Here is a 25,145-nt window from a genome sequence, read left to right on the forward strand (position 1 = left end):
GTGATAATCAAATCTTATCACTCTGTGATTTTAGACCTTGTTGAATAAGCTCTGTTAACCATTTTACTAGTGGGTTATTCCGGTTTCTCACATGCATATGAGCGTGAATAGACTTCATTTGTGGTTGACCATCAATCGTGACATCAACGGCTCTTAATCCCGGAAATTGCTCTACCGGAAGTAAATTGGAGTGAGGTAAATACATGTCGGTGTGTTTGACGACATCAAGTATTGCAGAGACCATTTCTGAGCGAAAGCCAATGCTGTGTTCAATGCCCATTTCGGTAAGAAGCTCAGATGCGTAACTGAACTTGTCGTTCCAACCTGGGGAAATCAAAGAAGCAATTGGGTATCTGCCAAGATCATGTGGCTCAACATGAGTCTTGGTGATTGGGTGATCTTCACGGACAAAAATACGCCCTTTCAAATCCAGTAGCTTCGGCGTGTAGATCTCTTTATTGGTCAGAAGTAACTCGTAATTTACTCCCATCAGTGTTTCACCTTTCAAGATCTCATCAACCGTGCTGTTCGACCAACCAACTAATTCAAGTTGAGCATTAGGTGCTAACGCTCTCATTTGTTCGAAGAGGAAACCGGGCAAGCAAGTCATTGTGATTGGTGCCAGTGCAATTCGAATTTTGTTGTCCACTTCGGCAGGATCAAACTGATGAGAGCGATTAACTGCGGCAGCTAAACCATCGAGATGGGGGGTAATATCATTGGCAAGAGATTCGGCGAACGGTGTCGGTTCAAGACCAGTTTTGACCTTCACAAACAGCTCATCATCGAAGTGATTACGTAGCTTTTGTAATGCCTGACTGATCGCTGGCTGAGAGACAAACAAGCGCTGTGATGCTTTACGCATGTTTCGCTCTTGCATCAAAACCATAAAGGTCTTGAGCAGATTCAGGTCAAGGGTGTGAAACAGGTCTTTCGCCATGATACATCTCTAATATTTATCAGGAACGAAGGTTTGATCGTCGATAGGCGCACGGACATAACCTTCTTTATTCAACTCTGGCAATTCGATAACTGGATGCTCAAGTTCTTCGTATTCGACTTGACTAAGCAGATGGCTGATACAGTTCAATCGAGCTTTCTTTTTATCATCAGAAGGGACTACCCACCAAGGACAGTTTTTCGTATCTGTGTAGGCAAACATCTTATCTTTTGCCTCTGAATATTCTGCCCAGCGATTGCGTGATTCCAAATCCATTGGGCTGAACTTCCAGCGTTTAATCGGGGTGTTGATGCGTTCTAGAAAGCGCTTTTCTTGCTCTTCATCGGAGACCGAAAACCAGTACTTAATTAAGATGATGCCAGAGCGCTGAAGCATGCGTTCAAACTCCGGGCAAGAACGGAGAAACTCTTCATATTGATCTGGGGTACAAAAGCCCATGACTTTCTCTACGCCGGCACGGTTGTACCAACTGCGGTCAAACAGTACGATTTCTCCAGCAGCAGGCAGGTGTGCCACATAACGCTGGAAGTACCATTGTGTTTTTTCTTTCTCTGTTGGGGCGGGAAGGGCTGCGATACGGCAGACACGAGGGTTGAGTTTTTCAGTGATGCGTTTGATGGTGCCACCTTTGCCAGCGGCGTCACGTCCTTCAAAAAGTACCACGACTTTAAGCCCTTTGTGTTTGACCCACTCTTGGAGCTTAACCAACTCAATTTGCAGTTGTTCTAGTGCTTCTTCGTATTCCTTTTTCTTCAGTTTCGCCATGTTTCCTCCCGTCCTTAGTTATCAATATGTTAGCACTCAATAACTAAAGACGGGATTTGAAAGCTCTTAATTGAGAGCTGTTACCATGTTCGCGATAGCATCGGTATTGGTGACTGGAATCGAAAAATCATCTATATCGGCAGCGCCCATTTTGCTTTGCTCGGCAATAAAGGTCATGTGACTTGGGCGAGTTGTCTTGCCAGATAAATGCACTTCAGTGATTTTGGCTTGTTCAACGATCTGACCAACATTGTCCGCATTCACACCGGCGCCCGCCATGATCGCAATGCGTCCTTGTGCTTGTTCAACTAAGGTTTTAAGCACATCGATACCTTGCGGCGCCGAAGGCGCAAGACCGGAGGTTAAAATACGTTCACAACCTAAGCTGATCACTTCTTCTAACGCTTTTTCAGCGTCGCGACACTGGTCAAAGGCACGATGGAAGGTCACGCCTAAGCCAAGCGCTTGAGCAAATTCACACAGCGCAGTTGCGTACGGCATATGAATGTTGCCGTCTTGAGTGAGCACGCCGAGTACGACACCATTCAAGCCTGCTTGTTTAGCAGCTTCAATATCCCAACGCATCATTTCGATTTCTTCCTCACTGTAGAAGAAGTCGCCTTGGCGAGGGCGAATCATCGCGTAAACCGGAATAGTAGAGCGTTTAGCGGCTTGCTGCATAAAGCCATAGCTTGGGGTTAAGCCACCCAAAGCAAGTGAAGAGCAGAGTTCGATGCGGGTTGCACCACCGGCAATCGCGTTGTGGAGAGATTCAATGTTATCAATACAGACTTCAAGTTGAGTGTTCACTAGGTTGTCCTGAATTATTGTAATTACAGCAAATACTAGCAGGACAAAAGGGGAGAATCTGTACTGAGACGGAGGGAAATAGAGGTAAACTTTTTGCGTGATGCTTGCCTCTTTTGCTTTTCAAAAATGCAGATAAAAAGAAAGCCCAGAGTGAACTCTGGGCTTTTTTATGACTTTACTTAGACTGATTGGCGTTTGCGGTTTTTCCGCTATAGCTTTTTGCTTTATATATACATCCAACCAACACGCCCGTTGAGCTTGGGCTATGTAGTCTATTACTTGCTTAGGTCGTCTGCGTGCTCAGATAGGAACGCTGCAACACCTTTTGGAGATGCGTCCATACCTGCTTTACCTTCTTCCCATTGTGCAGGACATACTTCGCCGTGCTTCTGGTGGAAGTTTAGTGCATCAACCATGCGTAGCATTTCGTCGATGTTACGACCTAGTGGTAGATCGTTAACTACTTGGTGACGTACAAGACCTTCTTCGTCGATTAGGAAAGAACCACGGAAAGCAACGCCTGCTTCTGGGTGCTCTACATCGTACGCTTTACAGATTTCGTGTTTAACGTCAGCAACTAGAGGGTATTTAACTTGACCGATACCGCCATCTTCGATAGCAGTGTTACGCCATGCGTTGTGAGAGAACTGAGAATCGATAGAAACACCGATTACTTCAACACCTTTAGCTTGGAAATCAGCTAGACGGTTGTCGAATGCGATTAGCTCAGATGGGCAAACGAAAGTGAAATCTAGTGGGTAGAAGAATACTACTGCTTTCTTACCTTTAGTGAATTCTGCAAAGTTGAAGTTTTCAACGATTTCGCCGTTACCTAGAACAGCTGCTGCAGTAAAGTCAGGGGCTTGACGACCTACTAGTACCATTTTTTTGCTCCTAAAAAATTTGGTTTGATCCAAACCTACATTCAGTTATTTAGGTTTGGTCCTTGTTTGTGCGAGACAAACTATAGTACAGATTGTAGTATTGAAAAAAGCGAAATAAATAGATTGAGTTCATCGAAAAAAGCGATAATAACGAAACTATTATCTCGATCACTGGAACAGCAATAGATACAAATAGAATTATGAATAAATGGCCTAGCTTGAAGCAGTTACACTATTTGGTCACTCTGCATGAAACTCGACATTTTAGTGATGCTGCTGAGCGTTGTTTTGTCAGTCAATCTACCTTAAGTAAAGGCATCCAAAACCTTGAAGAGTTGATTGGTTGCCCGCTTTATGAAAAGAAAGATAAAAAAAGCCCATTAGTTTTCACCCAAGCTGGTGAGATGGTGGTGCAACATGGTCGAGAACTGCTCGCTAAAGGGCAAGATCTTGTTGAACTGGGGCGTCTATGCCAAGGCGATGATATGGAAGGGCAGCTAAAAGTAGGCTGTATTCCGACCATTGCTCCGTTCTTATTGTGCGACCTTGTTCAGGAGGTGAACTACCGCTTCCCTCAATTAAATCTTCTATTAAGAGAAGACACGACGACTAACTTGCTGCAAGCACTTCGCCACGGTGAGTTGGACGTGTTGATTCTGGCTCTGCCTGTAGAGATAGAAGGAATGGAAAGCCGAGTAGTGGGACAAGACCCGTTCCGCATGGTGATCAGTGCCAATCAAGCGGATTCCGTTCCTGTGCCGATCCGTTATGCAGACTTGCCAGATGAATCCGTCTTCTTATTAGAGAAAGAGCACTGCCTTACTGAGCACGCGGTTTCAGCATGTAAGTTGACGGACAAAGAGAAGATCAACCCATTCACCGCGACCAGTCTTCATACATTGGTGCAAATGGTGGCGAATGGTCTGGGCACCACGTTTATCCCGCAAATGGCGATTGATCATGGTTTGCTACACAACCAGAACTTAGTGGTGATCGACCCTCCTGGTCAGCAAGCGTATCGCGATATTGGTTTGGTTTGGCGTCCGAGTTCGTCACGATCAAACACTTTCAATCAATTGGCAGAAGTCGTCTCTGAACTGCTTTAGCTATTAGTATTAGCCTGCTACTCCCGATCTAATATCAAAAAGCGCACTAGAAATAGTGCGCTTTTTAGCATTTTATTCTGTGCGTGAACTTTGACTTGTAAAATTTTACAGATGAACTTTCATGAAGCTTTCATAAAATAGTGAAATTTCACAATGTTAATTTTACACAACTGCCTGTGTAACGCGTTTAAGTCGCGTTTAATTTCCTCTTCCTAGCCCTTGTGAATACAAGGATTTTTCTCCTGCCTCACTATTCATACGCTTGTTTGAATTCAAAAATAACCTGTAAATTTGATGTAATTTAATTACGTAATAACTTACAAATTAAACTCAAAAATCAAACACTTGTTTGATACCGAATAAAACTTTGAATTTAACGTTTTGTTTACTTGAGGGGTTTCGCTTAAATCTTTGTTGGGTTAGCTTAATTAAAGGCTTGTAAGACTTATGTCTAGATTGAAAAAGCAATTCAGGTTGCGCAATGTATAGACACAACGAAGCGAAGTGAACACCAAATCGAAGGATGTAATTTGTTGTTCATAACTTACAAATGTAGCTTTAGGCTGACTGCCCAAGATGGATAAAGCACGTTAAGGATGAATGATTATGCTTGCTCAGACAGAACAAAAAACACAACAACTAAAGCAAACCCAAGGCATGCTTGAGGTGAATGGAGTCGTTGCTCCTGAACATCAAGCAATTTTCCCTGTTGAAGCCCAAACCTTTTTATCTCTACTGTGTGAAAAATTTGCCGGACGTGTTGAACAGTTGCTGGAAGCACGAGAAGAGAAGCAAGCACGCATCGATGCTGGTGAACTGCCAGACTTTCTACCAGAGACACAAGACATTCGTGAAGGAAGTTGGAAGATCCTTGGAATCCCGCAAGATCTGCAAGATCGCCGAGTGGAGATTACAGGACCGACTGATCGCAAGATGGTGATTAACGCACTGAATGCGAATGTAAAAGTGTTCATGGCAGACTTCGAAGATTCGATGTCCCCTGCGTGGAGTAAAGTTCTGGATGGTCAAATCAACCTGCGCGACGCTGTTAATGGCACTATCAGCTACACCAACCCTGGCAATGGCAAACACTATCAGCTGGCAGAAGACCCAGCGGTGTTGATCTGCCGTGTTCGGGGACTGCATTTAAAAGAAAAACACGTAACGTGGCACGGTCAGATTATTCCAGGTGCGCTATTCGATTTCGCTCTGTACTTCTACAACAACTATAAAGCGCTACTGAAAAAGGGAAGCGGTCCTTACTTCTACATCCCGAAACTGCAATCGCATCATGAAGCGAAGTGGTGGAGCGAAGTGTTCCATTTCACCGAAGAGTATTTCGGTTTGGATACAGGTACCATCAAAGCAACAGTGCTGATTGAAACCTTACCAGCCGTATTCGAAATGGATGAGATTCTGTTCTCTCTGAAAGAGCACATCGTTGGGTTGAACTGCGGTCGCTGGGATTACATCTTTAGCTACATCAAAACACTGAAAAACCACCCAGATCGCGTACTTCCGGATCGCCAAGTAGTGACGATGGACAAGCCATTCCTCAACGCTTACTCAAGATTGTTGGTGCGTACCTGTCATAAACGTGGCGCATTTGCGATGGGCGGCATGGCAGCCTTTATTCCGGCTAAAGACCCACAAGAAAACCAAAAAGTGCTGGATAAGATCCACAACGATAAATCGCTAGAAGCTAACAACGGTCATGACGGCACTTGGGTTGCACACCCAGGTTTGGCAGACACCGCAATGGAAGTGTTCAGTGCCACACTGGGGCAGCGCACCAACCAATTGGATGTGAGCCGTTCAGAAGACGCACCAATAACCGCCGCAGAGCTGCTTGAACCGTGCGAAGGTGAACGCTCAGAAGAGGGCATGCGCCATAACATCCGCGTTGCGCTGCAATACATCGAAGCTTGGATCTCTGGCAATGGTTGTGTGCCGATTTACGGGCTGATGGAAGACGCTGCAACGGCAGAAATCTCCCGTGCTTCTATTTGGCAATGGATTCAACACGGTAAGTCGCTCGACAACGGATTGAAGGTCACTAAAGAGCTGTTCGAACTCTATCTGAAAGAAGAGATTGAAGTCGTGAAGCAAGAAATTGGTGAGCAGCGTTACCAAGCTGGTCGATTTGAAGAAGCGGCAGACTTGATGGCAAGGCTCACCACGAGCGATGAACTGACCAACTTTTTAACCATTCCAGGTTATGACTACTTGGATTAACCCAAAGACTTAGAACACTCAACTTATTTAACTAATACATGTTCATTTAACTAATACGTGTTTGTTTAACGACTACGTGAAAGATTCGAGGCAGATAAGGATGTACTGCCTAAGAACGGAAAACTCAACGCACATGCACAAGTGCACATTATAAGAGGGATAGACCAATGACTAACTTAACTCGCCGCCAACAAATTGAAGCTCTGGAAAAAGATTGGGCAACCAACCCACGCTGGAAGAACGTAAAGCGTACTTACACAGCAGAAGAAGTGGTAGAACTGCGTGGCTCTATGGTGCCTGCGAACACAATCGCACAACGTGGTGCTGACAAACTTTGGTCACTGGTCAACGGTAGTTCAAAGAAAGGCTACGTAAACTGTCTTGGTGCACTAACGGGTGGTCAAGCCGTACAGCAAGCAAAAGCGGGTATTGAAGCGATTTACCTATCAGGTTGGCAGGTAGCGGCGGACAACAACACCGCTTCGACGATGTACCCAGACCAATCTCTGTACCCAGTAGATTCTGTGCCATCGGTAGTAAAACGCATCAACAACTCATTCCGTCGCGCAGACCAAATCCAATGGTCTGCAGGTAAGTCACCAGAAGACGAAGGCGGTATTGATTACTTCCTACCAATCGTAGCGGATGCAGAAGCAGGCTTTGGTGGTGTATTGAACGCTTACGAGCTAATGAAATCGATGATCGACGCTGGTGCGGCAGGTGTTCACTTTGAGGACCAACTGGCATCCGTGAAGAAGTGTGGTCACATGGGCGGTAAAGTACTGGTTCCAACTCAAGAAGCAGTGCAAAAACTGGTAGCAGCTCGTCTTGCTGCGGACGTTGCTGGCACGACAACACTAGTAATCGCACGTACCGATGCAAACGCAGCAGACCTACTAACATCTGATTGTGACCCATATGATAAAGACTTCATCGAAGGTGAGCGTACTCAAGAAGGTTTCTACCGTGTACGTGCAGGTATCGACCAAGCTATCTCTCGTGGTCTAGCTTACGCGCCATATGCGGATCTAATCTGGTGTGAGACAGCAACGCCATGTCTAGAAGAAGCACGCAAGTTTGCAGAAGCGATTCATGCAGAGTACCCAGACCAACTGTTGGCATACAACTGTTCGCCTTCATTCAACTGGGAGAAGAACCTAGACGCTGAAACCATTGCTAAGTTCCAACAAGAGCTGGCTAACATGGGCTACAAGTACCAGTTCATCACGCTAGCAGGTATCCACAACATGTGGTTCAACATGTTCGAATTGGCACACGCTTACGCTCAAGGTGAAGGCATGCGTCATTACGTTGAGAAAGTTCAGCGTCCTGAGTTTGAAGCGGCAGAGAAAGGCTACACGTTCGTAGCGCACCAACAAGAGGTTGGTACGGGTTACTTCGATAGAATGACCAACACAATCCAAGGTGGTAACTCATCAGTGACAGCACTGACAGGTTCTACTGAAGAAGACCAATTTTAATCATCATAGAGTCGACTATTACTACGTTAGTAATGACATCTTTGAGCGGCGATTGAGCCGCTCTTTTTTTGTCTACGATTCGAGAAAAACGTAGTGGCGTATTAATCCGCTTCGATTTCTTCCGGCTCGGTTTCTTCTTGCAGCTCTAACAAGTTAATTGCAATAGTCACAAAGTCTGTATCAGTGATGATGCCGACCAAGTGACCTTTATTGACCACTGGCAAACAGCCGACTTTATGCTTTTGCATATAGATTGCGCTTTCTTTTAAACCTGCCCTTGGTTCGGCAGTCATGATGTTGGTGTGCATCATTTGGTAAAGCGGAGTATCGAGGGTAAAAGATTGTTCTGCCTCATCTGGGTGCAAGCAGGATTCTTGTGCGGCAAGAATATCGCGTTGAGTCACCAAGCCTTTTAAGTGTTTATTGGCATCAACAACCGGAATATGTCGAATATCAAGCGCGTCCATCATACTTTTTGCGTCACGTAATGTGTGCTCACGCAGCAAGGTATGAGGGTTGCGAGTCATCATGTCTTCAACCTTGATCATAGAGACCTCCAGCGGCATTGTCCTTCTCTTAAATATAGAGAATATTTTGCTGTATATCTGGGAGCTAACTCGTTTTTCACTAATAAAATAATACGATTAGATGGAGATCAATCAGAGGTGAAAATGGACTGGTGTTTTCCATAAATCCAGCTACTCATTTAGGGCGATGTTAGGATGTAAGCGCTATCATAAATAACCAAAGCTAAGGCGTTGAAACCTTAGCTTTGGTTACTCTTAACGTTGCTTGAAATGCACACAGATAAGGCCATACGCTTTCGCATCGACACAGCGACCAATGTAGTGTTTACCAGGTACGTTCACAGCGCAGTGGCGAGGGACTTGTTTTAAGGCACAAGCTTGTTGCTGAGCTCGAAACAAATCTGTTCTCTCATCGCCAAAACTGCTGGCAGAAAACAACAATATTGAAGCACTTAAAGTGGCTAGAAAGATCTTCATACTTACCTCAATTTATCATCAAAGAGCGTATCGCTCACTTTCAATATAGTCGCCCTTATCTCTATTGATAAGTTTGTTTTTAATTGGTAGTTGCAGGGGGAAACTCAATGCGAGTCAGTTTGCACTTTTGACTGATAAGGTGTGTAGACCGCAGTTAATCCAATGAATTGAATCGCACATTTTTACTTGCTTGATTTTCCAAGATAAGCCTGTGGAAGAAGATACGCTCAGGCTTACCAGATTGAAGATAACAACCTAAATGAAACGAACAACGTGTAACAAACTCATTGCGCTGACAGTAGCGGCATTCAGCATGCAATCTGCTCAGGCAATTGTGCTAGGAGATGAGCAAACCGACCCGGTAGATCGCGTGACTTTACGAGCAAGTAACATGGCAGAGTTCCCGTTGTGTGGCGGCACTATGCTGACTGAACGATGGGTGTTGACTGCGGCACACTGTGTGGTGATGGGGCAGGGAACCAACGAAGCGAGCTACTATGTGACTCCGCCGGGAGAACTGTCGGTGAATGCCAACGTTTATGAACTTAACTCTGCTGGGCTGGATAACTTCTATCCTGTGTCTCACGTTGTGGTTCACCCCGACTACACGCGGATTTCAAAGGCTGAGATTGACAGCAATGGCAATGTGAAACCTATCCAAACGGGTTTAGATTCAGACATCGCGTTATTGTATCTCACACGCCCAGTAGCAAATGCACGCTTTGCTGACTTAGCGAATAAAACTGATATGGAGAATATCGAAGCGCGTCTGGCAGCGGATTGGAACGATAACGACCTGACCAATCAACGTGTCGAAAACGTGCAAGTATTTGGGTGGGGAACCACTCAGCCGGATGCATCTGAACCTTCCAATACGCTCAAAACTACCATCAGTACATTTTTACCTATCGATAAATGTTATGAGCGTTTAGAAATTGGCAGCAGTTTTCCGGGGATCATTGATTCCAGAGAGAACCAAACCAAAATCTGTACACTACCAACGAAAAACCGAGTGTTAGAACCGGATAGCCACACTCAGTATGGCAACTCCGCGTGTAAAGGTGATAGTGGTGGTCCGCTGGTGGATGTGGCGACGGGCAAACAGATTGGAATTGTTAGTGGTGCGCCTCTTATTCTGCCTACGTGTGGCTCTTTGACGATCCCAAGCTTCTACACCAAAGTGAGCCAATATTACGATTGGGTACAGTCTTACATCACCGCCGGTGACCCACCGAGCAGTTACATCATTGAGCCGAATTTCATCAAAGAAGCGAATAGTGGAAGTGGTGGTGGGGAAGAGGAGTGCCACGATGGCATTGCGACCAACAATTGTGATTTCAGAGGTTCTGAGGACGACGGTGGTAGCCTAGGCGCTTGGCTATTCGGCTTATTGGTTCCACTGGTGTGGGCGCGCCGACGCAAAAGTTAAACGACTGATAAACATTTTAAAAAGCAGCGAACTTCGCTGCTTTTTTTATGCGCGTCTGTTTTGCGTCTTTCACGTTTTATTACACTCTTGGTGAAAGCTTTTACAGTCAATCTAGGGGGATTTGCTTGCTATTGCAGCATGTAAACATATACTAGTCTGCTGCGAAAAACTCGTCGCAATTTTATCGTCGTCTTTGACGTGATTTGACCAATAGATAAGACAAGTAACATGCAAGTATCAGATTTCCATTTCGACCTTCCAGATGAACTCATCGCTCGCTACCCTCAACCAGAGCGTACCGCTAGCCGACTGCTGCAAATGGACGGCAATACTGGTGAACTTATTGATGGCACGTTTACCGATGTGCTGGAGCAGGTTCAAGCCGGTGACCTAGTGGTTTTCAACAATACTCGCGTTATTCCTGCGCGTTTGTTTGGTCGTAAAGAATCAGGCGGTAAGCTAGAAGTGTTAGTGGAGCGCATGCTCGACGAGAAAAGCATTCTGGCGCACGTTCGCTGTTCGAAATCGCCAAAACCAGGTACAACGATCTTTGTTGGTGAAAACGATGAATACTCAGCACAAATGGTCGCTCGTCATGATGCACTGTTTGAACTGAAATTTAATTCTGATAACACGGTACTAGAGATTCTGGAAGAAATTGGTCACATGCCACTTCCTCCATACATCGACCGTCCAGATGAAGACGCGGATAAAGAGCGTTACCAAACGGTTTATAACCAAAAGCCTGGTGCGGTTGCTGCGCCAACGGCGGGTCTTCACTTTGATGATGTTCTGCTTGAAAAAATCAAAGCGAAAGGCGCTGAGCTAGCATACGTTACTTTGCATGTGGGAGCGGGTACGTTCCAGCCAGTTAAAGTGGATGACATTAATGATCACCACATGCACGCAGAATACGTTGAAGTACCACAAGACGTAGTGGATGCGATTAACGCAACTAAGGCGCGCGGTGGTCGCATCATCGCTGTAGGTACAACGTCTGTTCGCTCACTAGAAAGTGCAGCGCAAGACGCGCTTAAGAAAGGCACAGAACTGGTTCCATTCTTTGGCGATACTGAAATCTTTATCTACCCTGGTTACGAGTACCAGCTGGTGGATTGCTTGATCACCAACTTCCACTTACCTGAATCAACCCTGATCATGTTGGTAAGTGCGTTTGCAGGTTACGAGAACACCATGAATGCTTACAAGCACGCGGTGGAAAACAAATACCGTTTCTTCTCGTACGGTGATTCAATGTTTATTAAAAAGAAGACCGCATAATGTTTTGACCCCTCTCTAGCCCTCCTCTCAAAAAAGGGTGAGGCTAGGAGGGGGAGAAAGTTAACGATTTACGAGTGCTAGCAGTAAGCTAGGAAATAAAGTGGAATCTCTGCTTTGTCTCTCGCACGGAAAAGCGACCGCTCCTTAAAGTAGGGTTTATCACCCTGTATACATAGTCAGACTGTTTCTCTGACACTCGGAGGCATCGTGAAATTAAAATTCGATCTTAAGAAGAAAAACGGCAATGCACGTCGTGGTCAATTGACCTTCGAACGTGGCACTGTTCAAACTCCTGCGTTCATGCCAGTAGGTACTTACGGTACCGTTAAAGGCATGACACCAGAAGAAGTGAAAGGTACTGGTGCAGAAATCCTGCTAGGTAACACTTTCCACCTATGGCTACGTCCTGGTCAAGAAGTGATGAAAATGCATGGTGACCTGCACGATTTCATGAACTGGCACGGTCCTATTCTTACCGATTCAGGCGGTTTCCAAGTATTCAGTCTAGGAAAAATGCGTAAGATCACTGAGAAAGGTGTTCACTTCCGTAGCCCTGTAAACGGTGACAAGATTTTCATGGACGCGGAAAAGTCGATGGAAATCCAAAAAGACCTAGGTTCTGACATCGTAATGATCTTCGACGAGTGTACGCCATACCCGGCGACACACAACGAAGCGAAAAAATCGATGGAAATGTCACTACGCTGGGCACAACGCTCACGTGATCACTTCAACAAACTAGAAAACCCGAACAACCTATTTGGTATCGTTCAAGGTGGTGTTTACGAAGATCTACGTGATGTGTCTATCAAAGGTCTGACAGAAATCGGCTTTGATGGTTACGCAGTTGGTGGTCTTGCAGTAGGCGAACCGAAAGAAGACATGCACCGTATTCTTGAGCACACATGTCCACAACTTCCAGAAGATAAGCCTCGTTACCTAATGGGTGTAGGTAAACCGGAAGATTTGGTTGAAGGTGTTCGTCGTGGTATCGACATGTTTGACTGTGTAATGCCAACGCGTAACGCGCGTAATGGTCACCTATTTGTGACTGGTGGTGTGATCAAGATCCGTAATGCGAAACATAAAACGGATACAACTCCGCTAGATCCGCATTGTGACTGTTACACTTGTCAGCACTACAGCAAATCGTACCTTCACCACCTAGAGCGTTGTAACGAAATCTTAGGTGCTCGTCTGAACACTATCCACAACCTACGCTACTACCAGCGTCTGATGGAAAGCATTCGTAAGGCGATTGATGAAGATCGTTTCGATGAGTTTGTTACTGAATTCTATGAGCGTCGTGGTCGTGAAGTGCCACCGCTTGCAAAAGAGCAGTAATTGACAGATTAAAAGAATTAAAGCCTTTGGCATGTTGCCAGAGGCTTTTGCTAATAAAGTAGGCTAACGTACGTTATTTTTGAGAAGGTGATCTCTATTACTTAATCTCAAACTTGAATCTAAATTACGAAAGCCCAACTTGTTGGATTATCAATAAAATATAATGAGGATGTTTTAATGTTTATTTCTCAAGCTCACGCAGCAGCAGAAGGCGCACCAGCAGGCGGCGGTTTTGAAATGCTAATCATGCTAGGCATGTTCGCGGTGATCTTCTACTTCATGATCTACCGTCCGCAATCTAAGCGTGTTAAAGAACACAAGAACCTAATGTCTTCTATGGGCAAAGGTGATGAAGTTCTAACAAGCGGCGGTCTAGTGGGTAAAATCACTAAGATTGCTGAAGACAACGATTTCATTTCAATTGAGCTAAATGCAAACAATGAAGTTGTAATCAAGAAAGACTTCGTAACTGCAGTGCTACCAAAAGGTACGCTGAAGTCTCTATAAAACAGCTAAAGGATCCTCGCTGTGCTAAACCGTTATCCATTATGGAAGTACTTGATGGTATTTTTTGCCATCATCACCGCTGCGTTGTACGCACTTCCAAATATCTACGGTGAAGATCCGGCTATTCAAGTTACAGGGGCGCGTGGTGCCTCTGTAGATATGTCAACGCTGGATGCTGTCACCAAAGCTCTTGATAAAGAGCATCTCTCTCATAAATCCATTGCTCTCGAGAATGGATCAATCCTTGTTCGTTTCAATGACACTGACACTCAAATCAGTGCCCGCGATATCATCAGCGAAGCGCTTGGCAAAGATAAAATTGTTGCACTAAACCTTGCTCCATCTACGCCAGATTGGCTAGAAGCAATCGGTGCGTCGCCACTTAAGCTAGGTCTTGACCTGCGCGGTGGTGTTCACTTCCTAATGGAAGTTGACATGGACGCGGCGATGGAGAAGTTGGTTGGTCAACAAGAAGAAGCTTTCCGTAGCGAACTTCGTGAAGCTAAGATCCGTTACCGTGCAATCCGTCCTTCTGGTACAGAAGGTGTGGAAGTTCTGCTACGTAATGAGGAGCAGCTAGCGGAAGCGAAAGCAACGCTAGAAAAGAATCACCCAGACATGAACTTTGTCGACTCTGATTCTAATGGTCGTTACGCGTTGATTGCCACCTTTACCGAGCAACGTTTACAAGAGATACGTAACTACGCAGTTGAACAAAACATCACGATTCTTCGTAACCGTGTTAACGAACTGGGTGTTGCTGAACCATTGGTTCAACGTCAAGGTGCTAGCCGCATCGTAGTTGAGCTACCAGGTGTTCAAGACACAGCTCGTGCGAAGGAAATTCTAGGTGCTACAGCAACACTAGAGTTCCGCGAAGTTGACGATAAAGCTGACCTATCAGCGGCGGCAAATGGTCGCGCGCCAGCAGGTAGCGAAATCAAGATGGACCGTGATGGTCGCCCAGTTGTGCTTAAGAAGCGCGTTATTCTTGGTGGTCAAAGCATCACGGATGCAAGTTCAAGTGTTGATGAATACGGTCGCCCACAAGTTAACATCTCGCTAGACAGCGAAGGTGGCAACAAAATGTCTGCGTTCTCTAAGAAGAACATCGGTAAGCTAATGGCTACCGTGTTTGCAGAATACAAAGACAGTGGTCGTCGTACGCCTGAAGGCAAAGTTATCCTTGATAAGCATGAAGAAGTTATCAACCAAGCAACGATTCAATCGGCTCTTGGTCGTAACTTCCGTATCACGGGTATCGACTCTGCAGCAGAAGCGCACAACCTAGCACTTCTACTTCGTGCTGGTGCACTAATCGCACCGATCTCTATCGTTGAAGAACGTACCATTGGTCCATCAATGGGTCAGCAAAACATCGATATGGGTATCCAAGCATGTATCTGGGGTATGGTTGCGGTAATGCTGTTTACGCTGCTTTACTACCGTGGCTTCGGTCTGATTGCTAACATTGCGTTGATGGCAAACTTGGTTCTTATCATTGGTGTAATGTCGATGATTCCAGGCGCTACCATGACGTTGCCAGGTATTGCCGGTATCGTATTAACCGTCGGTATGGCGGTCGATGCGAACGTGCTGATATTCGAGCGTATCCGTGAAGAGCTTCGAGATGGACGCAGTCCTCAGCAAGCGATTCACCAAGGTTACGCAAACGCATTCAGTACCATTGCCGATGCGAACATCACAACGCTTATCACTGCAATCATTCTATTTGCAGTGGGTACAGGCGCAGTGAAGGGCTTCGCGGTAACACTATCTATTGGTATCTTAACTTCAATGTTCACCGCTATTGTGGGTACACGTTGTATCGTGAACCTGATTTACGGTGGCAAACGCGTTGATAAATTGTCGATCTAAGGCTGGGAATTAATATGTTTCAAATTCTAAAAGCAGAAAACACGATCGGCTTTATGCGTTGGTCGAAAGTCGCGTTCGTATTCTCCATCTTTATGATCGCTGCTTCTATCTTCACGCTATCAACCAAATGGTTGAACTGGGGTCTAGACTTTACTGGTGGTACGCTAATCGAGGTAGGTTTTGAACAACCTGCAAACCTTGAAGAAATTCGCGCAGCACTAGATTCAAAAGGCTTCGGCGATGCGACAGTTCAAAACTTCGGTAGTGCTCGTGAAGTGATGGTTCGTCTTCGTCCACGTGACGACGTTTCAGGTGAAACGCTAGGCAACCAAATCATTGGTGCGATCAAAGAAGGTACTGGCGAAAGCGTAGAAATGCGTCGTATTGAATTCGTAGGTCCAAACGTTGGTGATGAGCTAACAGAAGCGGGCGGTCTGGCGATCCTTGTATCGCTAATCTGTATCCTGATCTACGTATCGATGCGATTTGAATGGCGTCTAGCGGCTGGTGCGGTAATGGCACTGGCACACGATATCATCATCACGCTGGGTGTATTCTCATTCCTACAAATCGAAGTTGACCTTACCATCGTAGCGGCGCTACTAACGGTAGTCGGTTACTCGCTCAATGATACCATTGTTGTATTCGACCGGATTCGTGAAAACTTCCGTAAGATGCGTAAGGGTGAACCTTCGGACATCATGGACGCTTCAATTACTCAAACATTGAGCCGTACTTTGATTACGTCTGGTACGACGTTGTTCGTGGTAATTGCACTGTTCATGCAAGGTGGTGCGATGATTCACGGCTTTGCAACAGCACTATTACTAGGTATCACTGTTGGTACTTACTCTTCTATCTACGTAGCATCAGCGCTAGCGCTAAAACTGGGCATCCAGAAAGAGCACTTGATGCCACCTCAAGTAGAAAAAGAAGGTGCAGAGTTCGACGAGATGCCATAAGGCAGATTGAGAACCGAAAACAAAAACCGCTGAGCAGTCAGCGGTTTTTTTATGCTTGATAGATTTGATTGTTTCACTTTTCTTTGAAGTATTTCCAGCTTGAATTGTAGTTTTTTGATTGAGTTGAATATCGGAAGTATGTTCAACAATTTCGGGGGGAAATAATGTCAAGGCAAGCTGAAATAAAAGTACAGTTACTGAAGTTTGTAGAGATTTCTTACAAACACTATAAAGGCGTTACCACCAAGCTAGTTACTGGGCAGGTAAATGTCCGAGAGCTTTTAGAGCAGTGCGAGTGGGGGCTTTGTAAGTACAGATTTAAGCCGAGTAAAATTGATCAAGCGCTCCGTGAAGCTTGGGTTTAGTTGATTATGCTAAATAGAATTCTACCTATTCCGGTTTTACTCAGTGTTTCAGGACCCTGCATAGCAAGCCCACTCCACGATACTTACCTTGATATACGCAATAATTTATACAAGATGCAGTATATCGAGGTGGTAGAAGCTATGGCAGGACCAAACCTATCGATTGAAGAGCTAAATAGTATTAAATCTCACCCAATAAAATTTGGTCATCAATTTCCATTTTTATCATCCATCCCATCAAGTTTGGTTACGGAGCTGTCTTACTTTGAAGCATACAGTGAGGATGGAGGCGTTGGGTGTCTTTCCGTTAACGGATTTGGAGATGTATACCAGCCAGTCACGGTTTCGTTGCAGTTTCTAATGAAGGAACAAGTATGGAAGGTTAAGCACGTAAAAATAGACCACTTACCTGACTACGACCGTTTCTATAAACAGGCAGATTGTTCGATATAAAAAAGCCCCGCTCAATGAGCGGGGCTATTCAAAAGTCATCAGCGTGACGGGCTTAGTATGACTTCAGAATCTTACTTAAGGATCGCGCTGTTGCCGTTTTCGCGAACGTGCTTAAGGATAGATTTCACGCCACGAGCGCTAGAAGCAACAATGTTACCAGACTTCATGTAGTCAGTACCGCCAGCGAAGTCAGTTAGGATTGCGCCAGCTTCACGAGCGATAAGCTCACCTGCAGCCATCTGCCAAGGTTTTAGACCTAGCTCAAAGTAACCATCTACACGACCAGCTGCCACATAACATAGGTCAAGAGCAGAACAACCGCTACGACGGAAGTCAGCACACTCAGTGAATAGAGAACCTACGATCTTGATGTAAGACTCAGAGTGTTGCTTCTGTTTGAATGGGAAACCAGTCGCAAGAACAGTACCGTGTAGGTCTTTAAGTTGAGTAACACGGATACGAGCGTTGTTTAGCTGAGCGCCAGCACCGCGTTGTGCAGTGAATAGCTCGTTTTGCATTGGATCGTATACACAAGCCACTTCAGTTTTACCTTTGAAGCGAACCGCGATAGATACTGCGAAAGTTGGGTAACCTTTTACAAAGTTATTAGTGCCATCCATTGGGTCGATGATCCATTGTACGTCTTTATCTTTACCTTCGATAAGACCAGCTTCTTCAGCAACGATGCAGTGCTCTGGGTAAGAGTGCTTGATAGTATCGATGATGATAGCTTCTGCTTCTTTGTCTACATTAGTAACAAAGTCATTAGTGCCTTTTAGCGTAGATTCAATTTTATCTGTGTTTTCTAATGATTTAGCAATGTGATTGCCTGCCTTTCGCGCAGCGCGAATAGCAATGTTTAGCATTGGATGCATACGAATTTCCCAACGGATGTTAAAGAACAATTTAAAGCGGCGGCGAGTATACCAGAGTCAAACGAAAAGGGAAGTGGTTATTTTTTGTGCGCAAGCAAAACGAGTTGTGATAGCTATGTTGATAGAGAAGAAAACAATTGATGAGAATGCGAATAGAAGCCCGCTTCACTCTAGGGTGTATTAGAAAATTATGATAATATCCCTCGGTTTTAATTCAGGTAGCAAACACAGATGTTGGATCAAGTAAAAATCGTACTCGTCGGAACTTCTCATTCAGGCAACATTGGCTCGGCAGCTCGAGCAATGAAAGTCATGGGTTTAAGCCAACTAGTATTGGTTGATCCGCAATGTGAAGTCGATGATCAAACCCTTGCGCTTGCTGCTGGTGCTGGTGATATTGCTCAAAATGCCACTGTAGTAAGTACGCTTGAAGAAGCCATTGAAGATTGTGGTCTTGTTGTGGGTTCAAGTGCTCGCTCACGTACACTTGAATGGCCAATGCTTGAGCCACGTGAGTGTGGAGAAAAGTTTGCAGTTGAAGGGCAAAAGCACCCAGTCGCATTGGTCTTTGGTCGAGAAAGAACCGGTCTAACGAATGATGAACTGCAAAAGTGTCACTATCATGTTTGCATTCCTGCTAACCCTGAATACAGTTCGCTTAACTTAGCGATGGCCGTCCAAACGTTGAGCTATGAAGTTCGCGTTGCACACCTCAACCTAGAGCAAAGCCAATACGCCCCAAGTGAGCCTGAAGAGTATCCACGTCATAAAGAGCTAGAAATGTTCTTTGAGCACCTTGAAAAGGTGATGGTTGATACCCAATTTATCAACAAAGAACAGCCGGGTCAGGTGATGAACAAGCTGCGTCGTTTGTACTCACGTGCACGACCAGAGGCGCAAGAGTTGAATATTCTGCGCGGTGTTTTGACGGCGATCGAAAAGAAACTCTGAACAAATAATAACCACTTTAGGTGTAAGGATGAATACCTGACTAAAATAGTCAAATAAATACTTGACCGTTTTAGTCGGGTATGGAAAAATCCTAATCATTACAAACCATGTGGATACGGTGTGGTATGAAACTTACATCTAAAGGAAGATATGCGGTGACAGCCATGCTGGATGTGGCACTGCATTCGCAACAAAACCCAGTACCTCTTGCAGATATCTCAGAGCGTCAAGGGATCTCGCTCTCATACTTAGAGCAGCTTTTTTCAAAATTGCGTAAAGCAGGTCTTGTAGCCAGCGTTCGTGGTCCTGGTGGTGGTTACCGACTTGGAGCAGACGCGCACAGCATTGCCATTGGCACTGTGATTGCCGCGGTTGATGAGTCAGTAGACGCAACCAAATGCCAAGGCAAAGGCGATTGCCAGGGTGGCACTCGTTGCTTAACTCACACCCTATGGCGTGACCTGAGCTCTCGTATTAGTGACTTCTTGAATAACATTACGCTCGGTGAGCTAATGACAGACAATGAAGTTTTAGAAATTTCTGATCGTCAGGACATTGATCTGGCGGTAACTCATGGGCTTTCAAACAAAAATACAACCGCCGCGCCCATCGGTGTAAACGTCCGCTCTTAGCGGTCAGCATTTTACATTGGAGTAGAGAATGAAACTGCCGATTTATCTTGATTATTCCGCTACATGTCCAGTAGATCCTCGTGTTGCTGAAAAAATGGTTCAGTACATGACAATGGATGGCACATTTGGCAACCCAGCTTCGCGTTCGCACCGTTACGGCTGGCAGGCAGAAGAAGCTGTAGATACTGCTCGTGAGCAAATTGCTGACCTTCTAAATGCAGATCCTCGCGAAATCGTATTCACATCTGGTGCGACAGAGTCTGACAACCTTGCTATCAAAGGTGCAGCACATTTTTACTCTAAGAAGGGTAAACACGTAATCACTTGTAAAACAGAGCATAAAGCGGTTCTTGACCCATGTCGTCAACTAGAACGCGAAGGCTTTGAAGTGACTTACCTAGAGCCAGAATCAAACGGTCTGATCGATCTAAACAAACTTCAAGCAGCGATGCGAGAAGACACTGTTTTGGTATCAATCATGCACGTTAACAACGAAATTGGTGTAATCCAAGACATCGCTGCAATCGGCGAACTATGTCGTGAACGTAAGATTGTGTTCCACGTGGATGCGGCACAGTCTGCGGGCAAACTGCCAATCGATGTTCAAGAATTGAAAGTTGACCTAATTTCACTGTCTGCGCACAAAGTATACGGTCCTAAAGGCATTGGCGCACTTTACGTACGTCGTAAGCCTCGTATCCGTCTGGAAGCGCAAATGCACGGTGGTGGTCATGAGCGTGGTTTCCGTTCGGGTACACTTCCAACTCACCAAATCGTGGGTATGGGTGAAGCGTTCCGTGTAGCGAAGGAAGACATGCAAAAAGATTACGATCACGCGCTAGCACTTCGTAACCGTCTTTTAGATGGCGTTAAAGATCTAGAAGCAGTAACGGTGAACGGTGATCTTGAACAGCGTGTTCCACACAACCTAAACGTGAGCTTTGCATTCGTAGAAGGTGAATCTCTACTGATGTCACTGAAAGACCTAGCAGTATCTTCTGGTAGCGCTTGTACATCAGCGAGCCTAGAGCCATCTTACGTTCTTCGTGCACTTGGTCTAGACGACGAATTGGCGCACAGCTCAGTACGTTTCTCATTTGGTCGTTTCACGACTGAAGCAGAAATTGATTACGCAATTGAACAAATCCGCGTTGCAGTGACTAAGCTACGCGACATGTCTCCTCTATGGGATATGTACAAGGAAGGGGTTGATCTGAGCACTGTTGAATGGGCTCACCATTAATCTCACGGACTGAATAGAGGATTCGAGGTAATTTATCATGGCATACAGCGAAAAAGTAATTGATCACTACGAGAACCCACGTAACGTTGGTTCGTTCGATAAAGAAGACCCATCAGTAGGCAGCGGCATGGTTGGCGCACCAGCTTGTGGTGACGTAATGAAGCTTCAAATCAAAGTGACGCCAGAAGGCATCATTGAAGACGCGAAATTCAAAACATACGGTTGTGGTAGTGCAATCGCTTCAAGCTCACTAGTAACTGAGTGGGTAAAAGGCAAGTCTATCGACGAAGCGGCATCTATCAAAAACTCTGAGATTGCAGAAGAGCTAGAGCTTCCACCAGTGAAAGTTCACTGCTCAATCCTTGCGGAAGACGCAATCAAAGCAGCGGTTGCTGACTACAAGAAAAAACACCAGGAATAATTATTCCGTATATAATGGGAGCCCTTGAAATGCTCCCATTCCAAAACGTAATTTAGACAGACTAAGGTGCAGTATGGCCATCACAATGACAGAATCAGCGGCAAGTCGCGTAAAAGCATTCCTAGATAACCGAGGTAAAGGTATCGGTTTGCGTCTTGGAGTGAAGACGACAGGCTGTTCCGGCATGGCTTACGTTCTTGAGTTTGTTGATGATCTAAACGAAGAAGATGAAGTTTTTGAACTGTCGGATGTAAAGATCATCATTGATAAGAAAAGCCTAGTATACCTAGACGGTACTGAGCTGGATTACGTTAAGGAAGGGTTGAATGAAGGTTTTGAATTCAACAACCCTAACGCGAAAAGTGAATGTGGTTGTGGTGAAAGCTTCAACGTCTAATTGACTGTCCTTCTGGGCAAGCGAGTCCAGAAGGCTTTACTAGGACCCGATCTTAATGAATCACTTTGAATTATTTGGGCTACCAAGTCAGTTTCAGCTGGATGGTAGCCTTCTTTCTTCTCAGTTCCGAGAACTACAAAAACGCTTCCACCCAGACAACTTTGCGACTGCCTCAGAGCGTGATCGCTTGATGGCTGTTCAAAAAGCAGCGCAAATCAACGATGCGTATCAAATACTTAAGCATCCAATCTCTCGCGCTGAATACATATTGGCAGAAAACGGCACAGAAATTCGTGGTGAGCAACAAACCATGCAAGACCCGATGTTCCTAATGGAACAAATGGAACTGCGTGAAGAACTGGAAGACATTGCTGACAGCTCTGATCCTGAATCAGCGCTTTTTGACTTCGATTCTAAGGTCAGCAAAATGTACAAACAGCATTTGGCGAGTGTAGAACAAGAACTTGACCAAGGTCTTTGGGCGGAAGCTGCAGACCGAGTTCGTAAACTCAAATTCATTGCCAAGCTAAAGAACGAAATTGAACTGGTTGAAGACAAGCTCCTCGGCTAGTTAGCGCGACAAGGACCCATCATGGCATTACTTCAAATCGCAGAACCGGGCCAAAGCTCGGCACCTCATGAGCACAAGTTAGCAGCGGGTATCGACTTAGGTACTACCAACTCTTTGGTTGCGTCTGTTCGCAGCGGTGACGCAAACACACTGACAGACGATCAAGGTCGTAGCATTTTGCCTTCTGTGGTGAACTACGCACAGGACTCGGCTTTAGTTGGTTACGAGGCAAAAGCAAAAGCAGAGCAAGAACCAGAAAACACCATTATTTCGGTAAAACGTCTAATTGGTCGTTCACTAAAAGACATTCAAGCTCGCTACCCATCTTTGCCTTACCAATTTAAAGAAAGCGACAACGGTCTGCCTATTTTGCAAACTGCACAAGGTGACAAGAACCCGATTGAAGTGTCTGCCGATATTCTTAAAGCACTAGGAAAACGTGCAGAAGAGACACTCGGCGGCGAGTTAGCTGGCGTGGTTATTACTGTTCCTGCTTACTTTGATGATGCTCAACGTGCTGGTACAAAAGATGCGGCGAAATTGGCGGGGCTTCATGTGCTACGTCTGCTTAACGAGCCGACAGCTGCAGCGATCGCTTACGGCCTAGACTCTGGTCAAGAGGGCGTGATTGCGGTTTACGATCTAGGTGGCGGTACGTTCGATATCTCCATCCTACGTTTGTCAAAAGGCGTATTTGAAGTATTAGCAACAGGTGGTGATTCTGCGCTAGGTGGTGATGATTTTGACCACCTATTAGCGGATTACCTAATGGAGCAAGCTGGTCTAGAAGCGCCGCTTTCTGCTGAGAAAAACCGTGCACTACTGAACATTGCAACAGCAACTAAGATTGCTTTCTCTGAGCAAGACAGTGTTGATGTTGATGTATTTGGTTGGAAAGGTTCTGTGACTCGCGAGCAGTTCGAAGATCTGATTCGTCCGCTAGTGAAGAAAACCCTGATGTCTTGCCGTCGTGCATTGAAAGATGCGGATGTGGATGCGGAAGACGTACTTGAAGCGGTTATGGTTGGCGGTTCAACTCGCACATTGCTTGTTCGTGAAATGGTAGGCGAATTCTTCGGTCGTACACCACTGACAAGCATTAACCCAGATGAAGTTGTTGCAATCGGCGCGGGTATTCAAGCAGATATCCTAGCGGGTAACAAACCTGACTCTGAGATGCTGCTTCTGGACGTTATTCCTTTATCTCTTGGTATTGAAACCATGGGCGGCTTGGTTGAGAAAATCATTCCACGTAACACCACTATTCCTGTGGCTCGTGCGCAAGAGTTTACGACGTTCAAAGATGGTCAAACGGCAATGAGCGTGCACACCGTACAAGGTGAACGAGAAATGGTGGATGACTGTCGTTCACTGGCTCGTTTCTCATTAAAAGGCATTCCACCGATGGCGGCTGGTGCTGCACACATTCGCGTGACGTACCAAGTGGACGCTGATGGTCTGTTGTCTGTTACTGCGATGGAAAAGAGCACGGGTGTTCAGGCTGAAATCCAAGTGAAACCTTCTTACGGTTTAAGCGATGACGAAGTCGCAAACATGCTGCGTGACTCGATGACTTACGCGAAAGAAGACATGCAAGCTCGCGCACTGGCTGAGCAGCGCGTAGAAGCGGATCGTGTGATTGAAGGTTTGATTGCTGCGATGCAAGCTGATGGTGATGAACTACTATCAGACCAAGAGAAACAAGACCTATTAAAAGTGATTGAAGCGCTGATTGAACTGCGCAACGGCGAAGATGCGGACGCTATCGAGCAAGGCATCAAAGACACCGACAAAGCAAGCCAAGATTTTGCGTCGCGCCGTATGGATAAATCGATTCGAGCTGCACTGTCAGGTCAGTCAGTTAATGATATATAAGAGATAAGTAGTTATGCCTAAGATTATTGTATTACCACACGAAGATTTGTGCCCAGAGGGTGCAGTGTTGGAAGCAAACACTGGTGACACCGTTCTAGACGTAGCGCTAAAAAATGGCATTGGTATCGAACACGCATGTGAAAAGTCATGTGCATGTACTACCTGCCACGTGATCATTCGTGAAGGTTTTGATTCGCTAGAAGAGAGTGAAGAGCTAGAAGATGACATGCTAGATAAAGCATGGGGTCTAGAGCCTGAATCTCGTCTTGGTTGCCAAGCAAAAGTAGCGGATGAAGATTTGGTTGTTGAAATTCCAAAATACACGCTAAACCACGCGTCGGAAGATCACTAATACTATCTCCCCAACATAGGGGCGAAGCAAAAGGAAGATGAGCAATGAAATGGACAGATTCTCGCGATATCGCGATTGAGCTTTGTGACAAGTTTCCCGACTTAGATCCTAAAACCGTACGTTTTACCGATCTTCACCAATGGATCATGGAGTTGGATGAGTTTGACGATGAGCCAAACCATTGTAATGAAAAGATTCTAGAAGCGGTTATCTTGTGCTGGATGGACGAAGCAGATTAATGCTCAATTCGGCGGTAAAACGCAGCAGAGTTAACAATTCTCACTAAAAAAAGCGGACCTTTAGGTCCGTTTTTTTATCAAGTTGACATTTTTACCCTACATAATGCTAACATCCGTTAGTTAT

At 45.4% G+C, this 25,145-nt stretch carries 26 protein-coding genes; 19 read left to right on the top strand and 7 right to left on the bottom strand.

Annotated features, from left to right (window positions below):
- Positions 1-7: 7 nt before the first annotated feature.
- From VHA02S_RS02200 to VHA02S_RS02215, 4 genes are all read right to left on the bottom strand, one after another.
- Positions 8-940 (bottom strand): LysR family transcriptional regulator, encoded by a 933-nt coding sequence (locus tag VHA02S_RS02200; protein ID WP_038898473.1) that lies wholly within the window; start codon positions 938-940, stop codon positions 8-10.
- A gap of 9 nt (positions 941-949) precedes the next feature.
- The gene (gene ppk2 / locus VHA02S_RS02205) at positions 950-1,726 is read right to left on the bottom strand and encodes a polyphosphate kinase 2 (RefSeq protein WP_005445296.1); all 777 of its coding nucleotides are present in this window, start codon (positions 1,724-1,726) and stop codon (positions 950-952) included.
- A gap of 66 nt (positions 1,727-1,792) precedes the next feature.
- Positions 1,793-2,536 (bottom strand): copper homeostasis protein CutC, encoded by a 744-nt coding sequence (locus VHA02S_RS02210; protein WP_009697663.1) that lies wholly within the window; start codon positions 2,534-2,536, stop codon positions 1,793-1,795.
- Positions 2,537-2,811: 275 nt separating this feature from the next.
- The gene (locus VHA02S_RS02215; protein WP_005445301.1) at positions 2,812-3,420 is read right to left on the bottom strand and encodes a peroxiredoxin C; all 609 of its coding nucleotides are present in this window, start codon (positions 3,418-3,420) and stop codon (positions 2,812-2,814) included.
- A gap of 200 nt (positions 3,421-3,620) precedes the next feature.
- Here VHA02S_RS02215 and VHA02S_RS02220 point away from each other — a divergent pair, with 200 nt between their 5' ends.
- The 3 genes from VHA02S_RS02220 to aceA all read left to right on the top strand — a co-directional run bounded on the left by VHA02S_RS02220 (position 3,621) and on the right by aceA (position 8,242).
- Entirely contained in the window at positions 3,621-4,526 is a 906-nt protein-coding gene (locus tag VHA02S_RS02220; protein WP_005440336.1) for a hydrogen peroxide-inducible genes activator, read from the top strand.
- 606 nt (positions 4,527-5,132) lie between these two features.
- Complete coding sequence (aceB, locus tag VHA02S_RS02225) at positions 5,133-6,761, top strand: malate synthase A (RefSeq protein WP_005424786.1); 1,629 nt, start codon at positions 5,133-5,135, stop codon at positions 6,759-6,761.
- Positions 6,762-6,928: 167 nt separating this feature from the next.
- The gene (aceA, locus tag VHA02S_RS02230; RefSeq protein WP_005440333.1) at positions 6,929-8,242 is read left to right on the top strand and encodes an isocitrate lyase; all 1,314 of its coding nucleotides are present in this window, start codon (positions 6,929-6,931) and stop codon (positions 8,240-8,242) included.
- A 101-nt stretch (positions 8,243-8,343) separates the two neighbouring features.
- Here aceA and VHA02S_RS02235 read toward each other — a convergent pair whose 3' ends face one another.
- Positions 8,344-8,790, bottom strand: coding sequence for a CBS domain-containing protein (locus VHA02S_RS02235; protein ID WP_009697664.1), 447 nt, complete (start codon positions 8,788-8,790; stop codon positions 8,344-8,346).
- Between the two features lie 234 nt (positions 8,791-9,024).
- Positions 9,025-9,246, bottom strand: coding sequence for a hypothetical protein (locus VHA02S_RS02240; RefSeq protein ID WP_038898474.1), 222 nt, complete (start codon positions 9,244-9,246; stop codon positions 9,025-9,027).
- A 259-nt stretch (positions 9,247-9,505) separates the two neighbouring features.
- Here VHA02S_RS02240 and VHA02S_RS02245 point away from each other — a divergent pair, with 259 nt between their 5' ends.
- The 7 genes from VHA02S_RS02245 to VHA02S_RS02280 all read left to right on the top strand — a co-directional run bounded on the left by VHA02S_RS02245 (position 9,506) and on the right by VHA02S_RS02280 (position 17,465).
- On the top strand, positions 9,506-10,675 hold the full coding sequence (locus VHA02S_RS02245) for a trypsin-like serine protease (RefSeq protein WP_038898475.1): 1,170 nt from the start codon (positions 9,506-9,508) through the stop codon (positions 10,673-10,675).
- Positions 10,676-10,903: 228 nt separating this feature from the next.
- A complete protein-coding gene (gene queA, locus VHA02S_RS02250; RefSeq protein ID WP_038898477.1) occupies positions 10,904-11,956 on the top strand; it encodes a tRNA preQ1(34) S-adenosylmethionine ribosyltransferase-isomerase QueA in 1,053 nt (350 codons plus the stop codon).
- Between the two features lie 207 nt (positions 11,957-12,163).
- On the top strand, positions 12,164-13,300 hold the full coding sequence (gene tgt / locus VHA02S_RS02255; protein WP_009697666.1) for a tRNA guanosine(34) transglycosylase Tgt: 1,137 nt from the start codon (positions 12,164-12,166) through the stop codon (positions 13,298-13,300).
- 177 nt (positions 13,301-13,477) lie between these two features.
- A complete protein-coding gene (gene yajC / locus VHA02S_RS02260) occupies positions 13,478-13,807 on the top strand; it encodes a preprotein translocase subunit YajC (protein ID WP_005424903.1) in 330 nt (109 codons plus the stop codon).
- A 21-nt stretch (positions 13,808-13,828) separates the two neighbouring features.
- A complete protein-coding gene (gene secD, locus VHA02S_RS02265; RefSeq protein WP_005447728.1) occupies positions 13,829-15,685 on the top strand; it encodes a protein translocase subunit SecD in 1,857 nt (618 codons plus the stop codon).
- Positions 15,686-15,699: 14 nt separating this feature from the next.
- Positions 15,700-16,647, top strand: a complete 948-nt coding sequence (gene secF / locus VHA02S_RS02270; RefSeq protein ID WP_005447727.1) for a protein translocase subunit SecF — start codon at positions 15,700-15,702, stop codon at positions 16,645-16,647.
- 479 nt (positions 16,648-17,126) lie between these two features.
- Positions 17,127-17,465, top strand: a complete 339-nt coding sequence (locus tag VHA02S_RS02280) for a hypothetical protein (RefSeq protein WP_033002896.1) — start codon at positions 17,127-17,129, stop codon at positions 17,463-17,465.
- A 71-nt stretch (positions 17,466-17,536) separates the two neighbouring features.
- Here the strand turns inward: VHA02S_RS02280 and suhB are convergent, their stop codons facing one another.
- Positions 17,537-18,340 (bottom strand): inositol-1-monophosphatase, encoded by an 804-nt coding sequence (gene suhB / locus VHA02S_RS02285; RefSeq protein ID WP_005447724.1) that lies wholly within the window; start codon positions 18,338-18,340, stop codon positions 17,537-17,539.
- Between the two features lie 231 nt (positions 18,341-18,571).
- Between suhB and trmJ the strand changes: the two genes are divergently transcribed.
- From trmJ to iscX, 9 genes are all read left to right on the top strand, one after another.
- Positions 18,572-19,291: a tRNA (cytosine(32)/uridine(32)-2'-O)-methyltransferase TrmJ gene (trmJ, locus tag VHA02S_RS02290; protein WP_009697671.1), complete on the top strand. Its 720-nt coding sequence runs from the start codon at positions 18,572-18,574 to the stop codon at positions 19,289-19,291.
- 125 nt (positions 19,292-19,416) lie between these two features.
- Positions 19,417-19,923, top strand: a complete 507-nt coding sequence (gene iscR, locus VHA02S_RS02295; RefSeq protein WP_005381720.1) for a Fe-S cluster assembly transcriptional regulator IscR — start codon at positions 19,417-19,419, stop codon at positions 19,921-19,923.
- A 28-nt stretch (positions 19,924-19,951) separates the two neighbouring features.
- Complete coding sequence (locus tag VHA02S_RS02300; RefSeq protein ID WP_005447719.1) at positions 19,952-21,166, top strand: IscS subfamily cysteine desulfurase; 1,215 nt, start codon at positions 19,952-19,954, stop codon at positions 21,164-21,166.
- A gap of 37 nt (positions 21,167-21,203) precedes the next feature.
- Positions 21,204-21,587 (top strand): Fe-S cluster assembly scaffold IscU, encoded by a 384-nt coding sequence (gene iscU, locus VHA02S_RS02305; RefSeq protein WP_005424883.1) that lies wholly within the window; start codon positions 21,204-21,206, stop codon positions 21,585-21,587.
- Between the two features lie 73 nt (positions 21,588-21,660).
- Positions 21,661-21,984: an iron-sulfur cluster assembly protein IscA gene (gene iscA, locus VHA02S_RS02310; protein WP_005424893.1), complete on the top strand. Its 324-nt coding sequence runs from the start codon at positions 21,661-21,663 to the stop codon at positions 21,982-21,984.
- 55 nt (positions 21,985-22,039) lie between these two features.
- Positions 22,040-22,555, top strand: a complete 516-nt coding sequence (gene hscB / locus VHA02S_RS02315) for a co-chaperone HscB (protein WP_005447715.1) — start codon at positions 22,040-22,042, stop codon at positions 22,553-22,555.
- Between the two features lie 21 nt (positions 22,556-22,576).
- Positions 22,577-24,430 carry a Fe-S protein assembly chaperone HscA gene (gene hscA / locus VHA02S_RS02320; RefSeq protein WP_005447712.1) on the top strand — a complete coding sequence of 618 codons (1,854 nt, stop codon included), beginning with the start codon at positions 22,577-22,579 and terminating at the stop codon, positions 24,428-24,430.
- 13 nt (positions 24,431-24,443) lie between these two features.
- Complete coding sequence (gene fdx, locus VHA02S_RS02325; protein WP_005424889.1) at positions 24,444-24,782, top strand: ISC system 2Fe-2S type ferredoxin; 339 nt, start codon at positions 24,444-24,446, stop codon at positions 24,780-24,782.
- A 44-nt stretch (positions 24,783-24,826) separates the two neighbouring features.
- Entirely contained in the window at positions 24,827-25,021 is a 195-nt protein-coding gene (gene iscX / locus VHA02S_RS02330) for a Fe-S cluster assembly protein IscX (RefSeq protein ID WP_005424887.1), read from the top strand.
- Positions 25,022-25,145: the final 124 nt, after the last annotated feature.

Origin of the sequence: Vibrio harveyi NBRC 15634 = ATCC 14126 = KCTC 12724 (assembly GCF_001591145.1) — a bacterium.
GTDB lineage: Bacteria > Pseudomonadota > Gammaproteobacteria > Enterobacterales > Vibrionaceae > Vibrio > Vibrio harveyi.

Bases quoted from the DNA above. Each gene is read 5' to 3' on its own strand.
- VHA02S_RS02200 (WP_038898473.1), bottom strand. From the start codon at position 940: ATGGCGAAAGACCTGTTTCACACCCTTGACCTGAATCTGCTCAAGACC.
- ppk2 (WP_005445296.1), bottom strand. From the start codon at position 1,726: ATGGCGAAACTGAAGAAAAAGGAATACGAAGAAGCACTAGAACAACTG.
- VHA02S_RS02215 (WP_005445301.1), bottom strand. From the start codon at position 3,420: ATGGTACTAGTAGGTCGTCAAGCCCCTGACTTTACTGCAGCAGCTGTT.
- VHA02S_RS02220 (WP_005440336.1), top strand. From the start codon at position 3,621: ATGAATAAATGGCCTAGCTTGAAGCAGTTACACTATTTGGTCACTCTG.
- aceB (WP_005424786.1), top strand. From the start codon at position 5,133: ATGCTTGCTCAGACAGAACAAAAAACACAACAACTAAAGCAAACCCAA.
- aceA (WP_005440333.1), top strand. From the start codon at position 6,929: ATGACTAACTTAACTCGCCGCCAACAAATTGAAGCTCTGGAAAAAGAT.
- VHA02S_RS02235 (WP_009697664.1), bottom strand. From the start codon at position 8,790: ATGATCAAGGTTGAAGACATGATGACTCGCAACCCTCATACCTTGCTG.
- VHA02S_RS02240 (WP_038898474.1), bottom strand. From the start codon at position 9,246: ATGAAGATCTTTCTAGCCACTTTAAGTGCTTCAATATTGTTGTTTTCT.
- VHA02S_RS02245 (WP_038898475.1), top strand. From the start codon at position 9,506: ATGAAACGAACAACGTGTAACAAACTCATTGCGCTGACAGTAGCGGCA.
- queA (WP_038898477.1), top strand. From the start codon at position 10,904: ATGCAAGTATCAGATTTCCATTTCGACCTTCCAGATGAACTCATCGCT.
- yajC (WP_005424903.1), top strand. From the start codon at position 13,478: ATGTTTATTTCTCAAGCTCACGCAGCAGCAGAAGGCGCACCAGCAGGC.
- secF (WP_005447727.1), top strand. From the start codon at position 15,700: ATGTTTCAAATTCTAAAAGCAGAAAACACGATCGGCTTTATGCGTTGG.
- VHA02S_RS02280 (WP_033002896.1), top strand. From the start codon at position 17,127: ATGCAGTATATCGAGGTGGTAGAAGCTATGGCAGGACCAAACCTATCG.
- suhB (WP_005447724.1), bottom strand. From the start codon at position 18,340: ATGCATCCAATGCTAAACATTGCTATTCGCGCTGCGCGAAAGGCAGGC.
- trmJ (WP_009697671.1), top strand. From the start codon at position 18,572: ATGTTGGATCAAGTAAAAATCGTACTCGTCGGAACTTCTCATTCAGGC.
- iscR (WP_005381720.1), top strand. From the start codon at position 19,417: ATGAAACTTACATCTAAAGGAAGATATGCGGTGACAGCCATGCTGGAT.
- VHA02S_RS02300 (WP_005447719.1), top strand. From the start codon at position 19,952: ATGAAACTGCCGATTTATCTTGATTATTCCGCTACATGTCCAGTAGAT.
- iscU (WP_005424883.1), top strand. From the start codon at position 21,204: ATGGCATACAGCGAAAAAGTAATTGATCACTACGAGAACCCACGTAAC.
- iscA (WP_005424893.1), top strand. From the start codon at position 21,661: ATGGCCATCACAATGACAGAATCAGCGGCAAGTCGCGTAAAAGCATTC.
- hscB (WP_005447715.1), top strand. From the start codon at position 22,040: ATGAATCACTTTGAATTATTTGGGCTACCAAGTCAGTTTCAGCTGGAT.
- hscA (WP_005447712.1), top strand. From the start codon at position 22,577: ATGGCATTACTTCAAATCGCAGAACCGGGCCAAAGCTCGGCACCTCAT.
- fdx (WP_005424889.1), top strand. From the start codon at position 24,444: ATGCCTAAGATTATTGTATTACCACACGAAGATTTGTGCCCAGAGGGT.
- iscX (WP_005424887.1), top strand. From the start codon at position 24,827: ATGAAATGGACAGATTCTCGCGATATCGCGATTGAGCTTTGTGACAAG.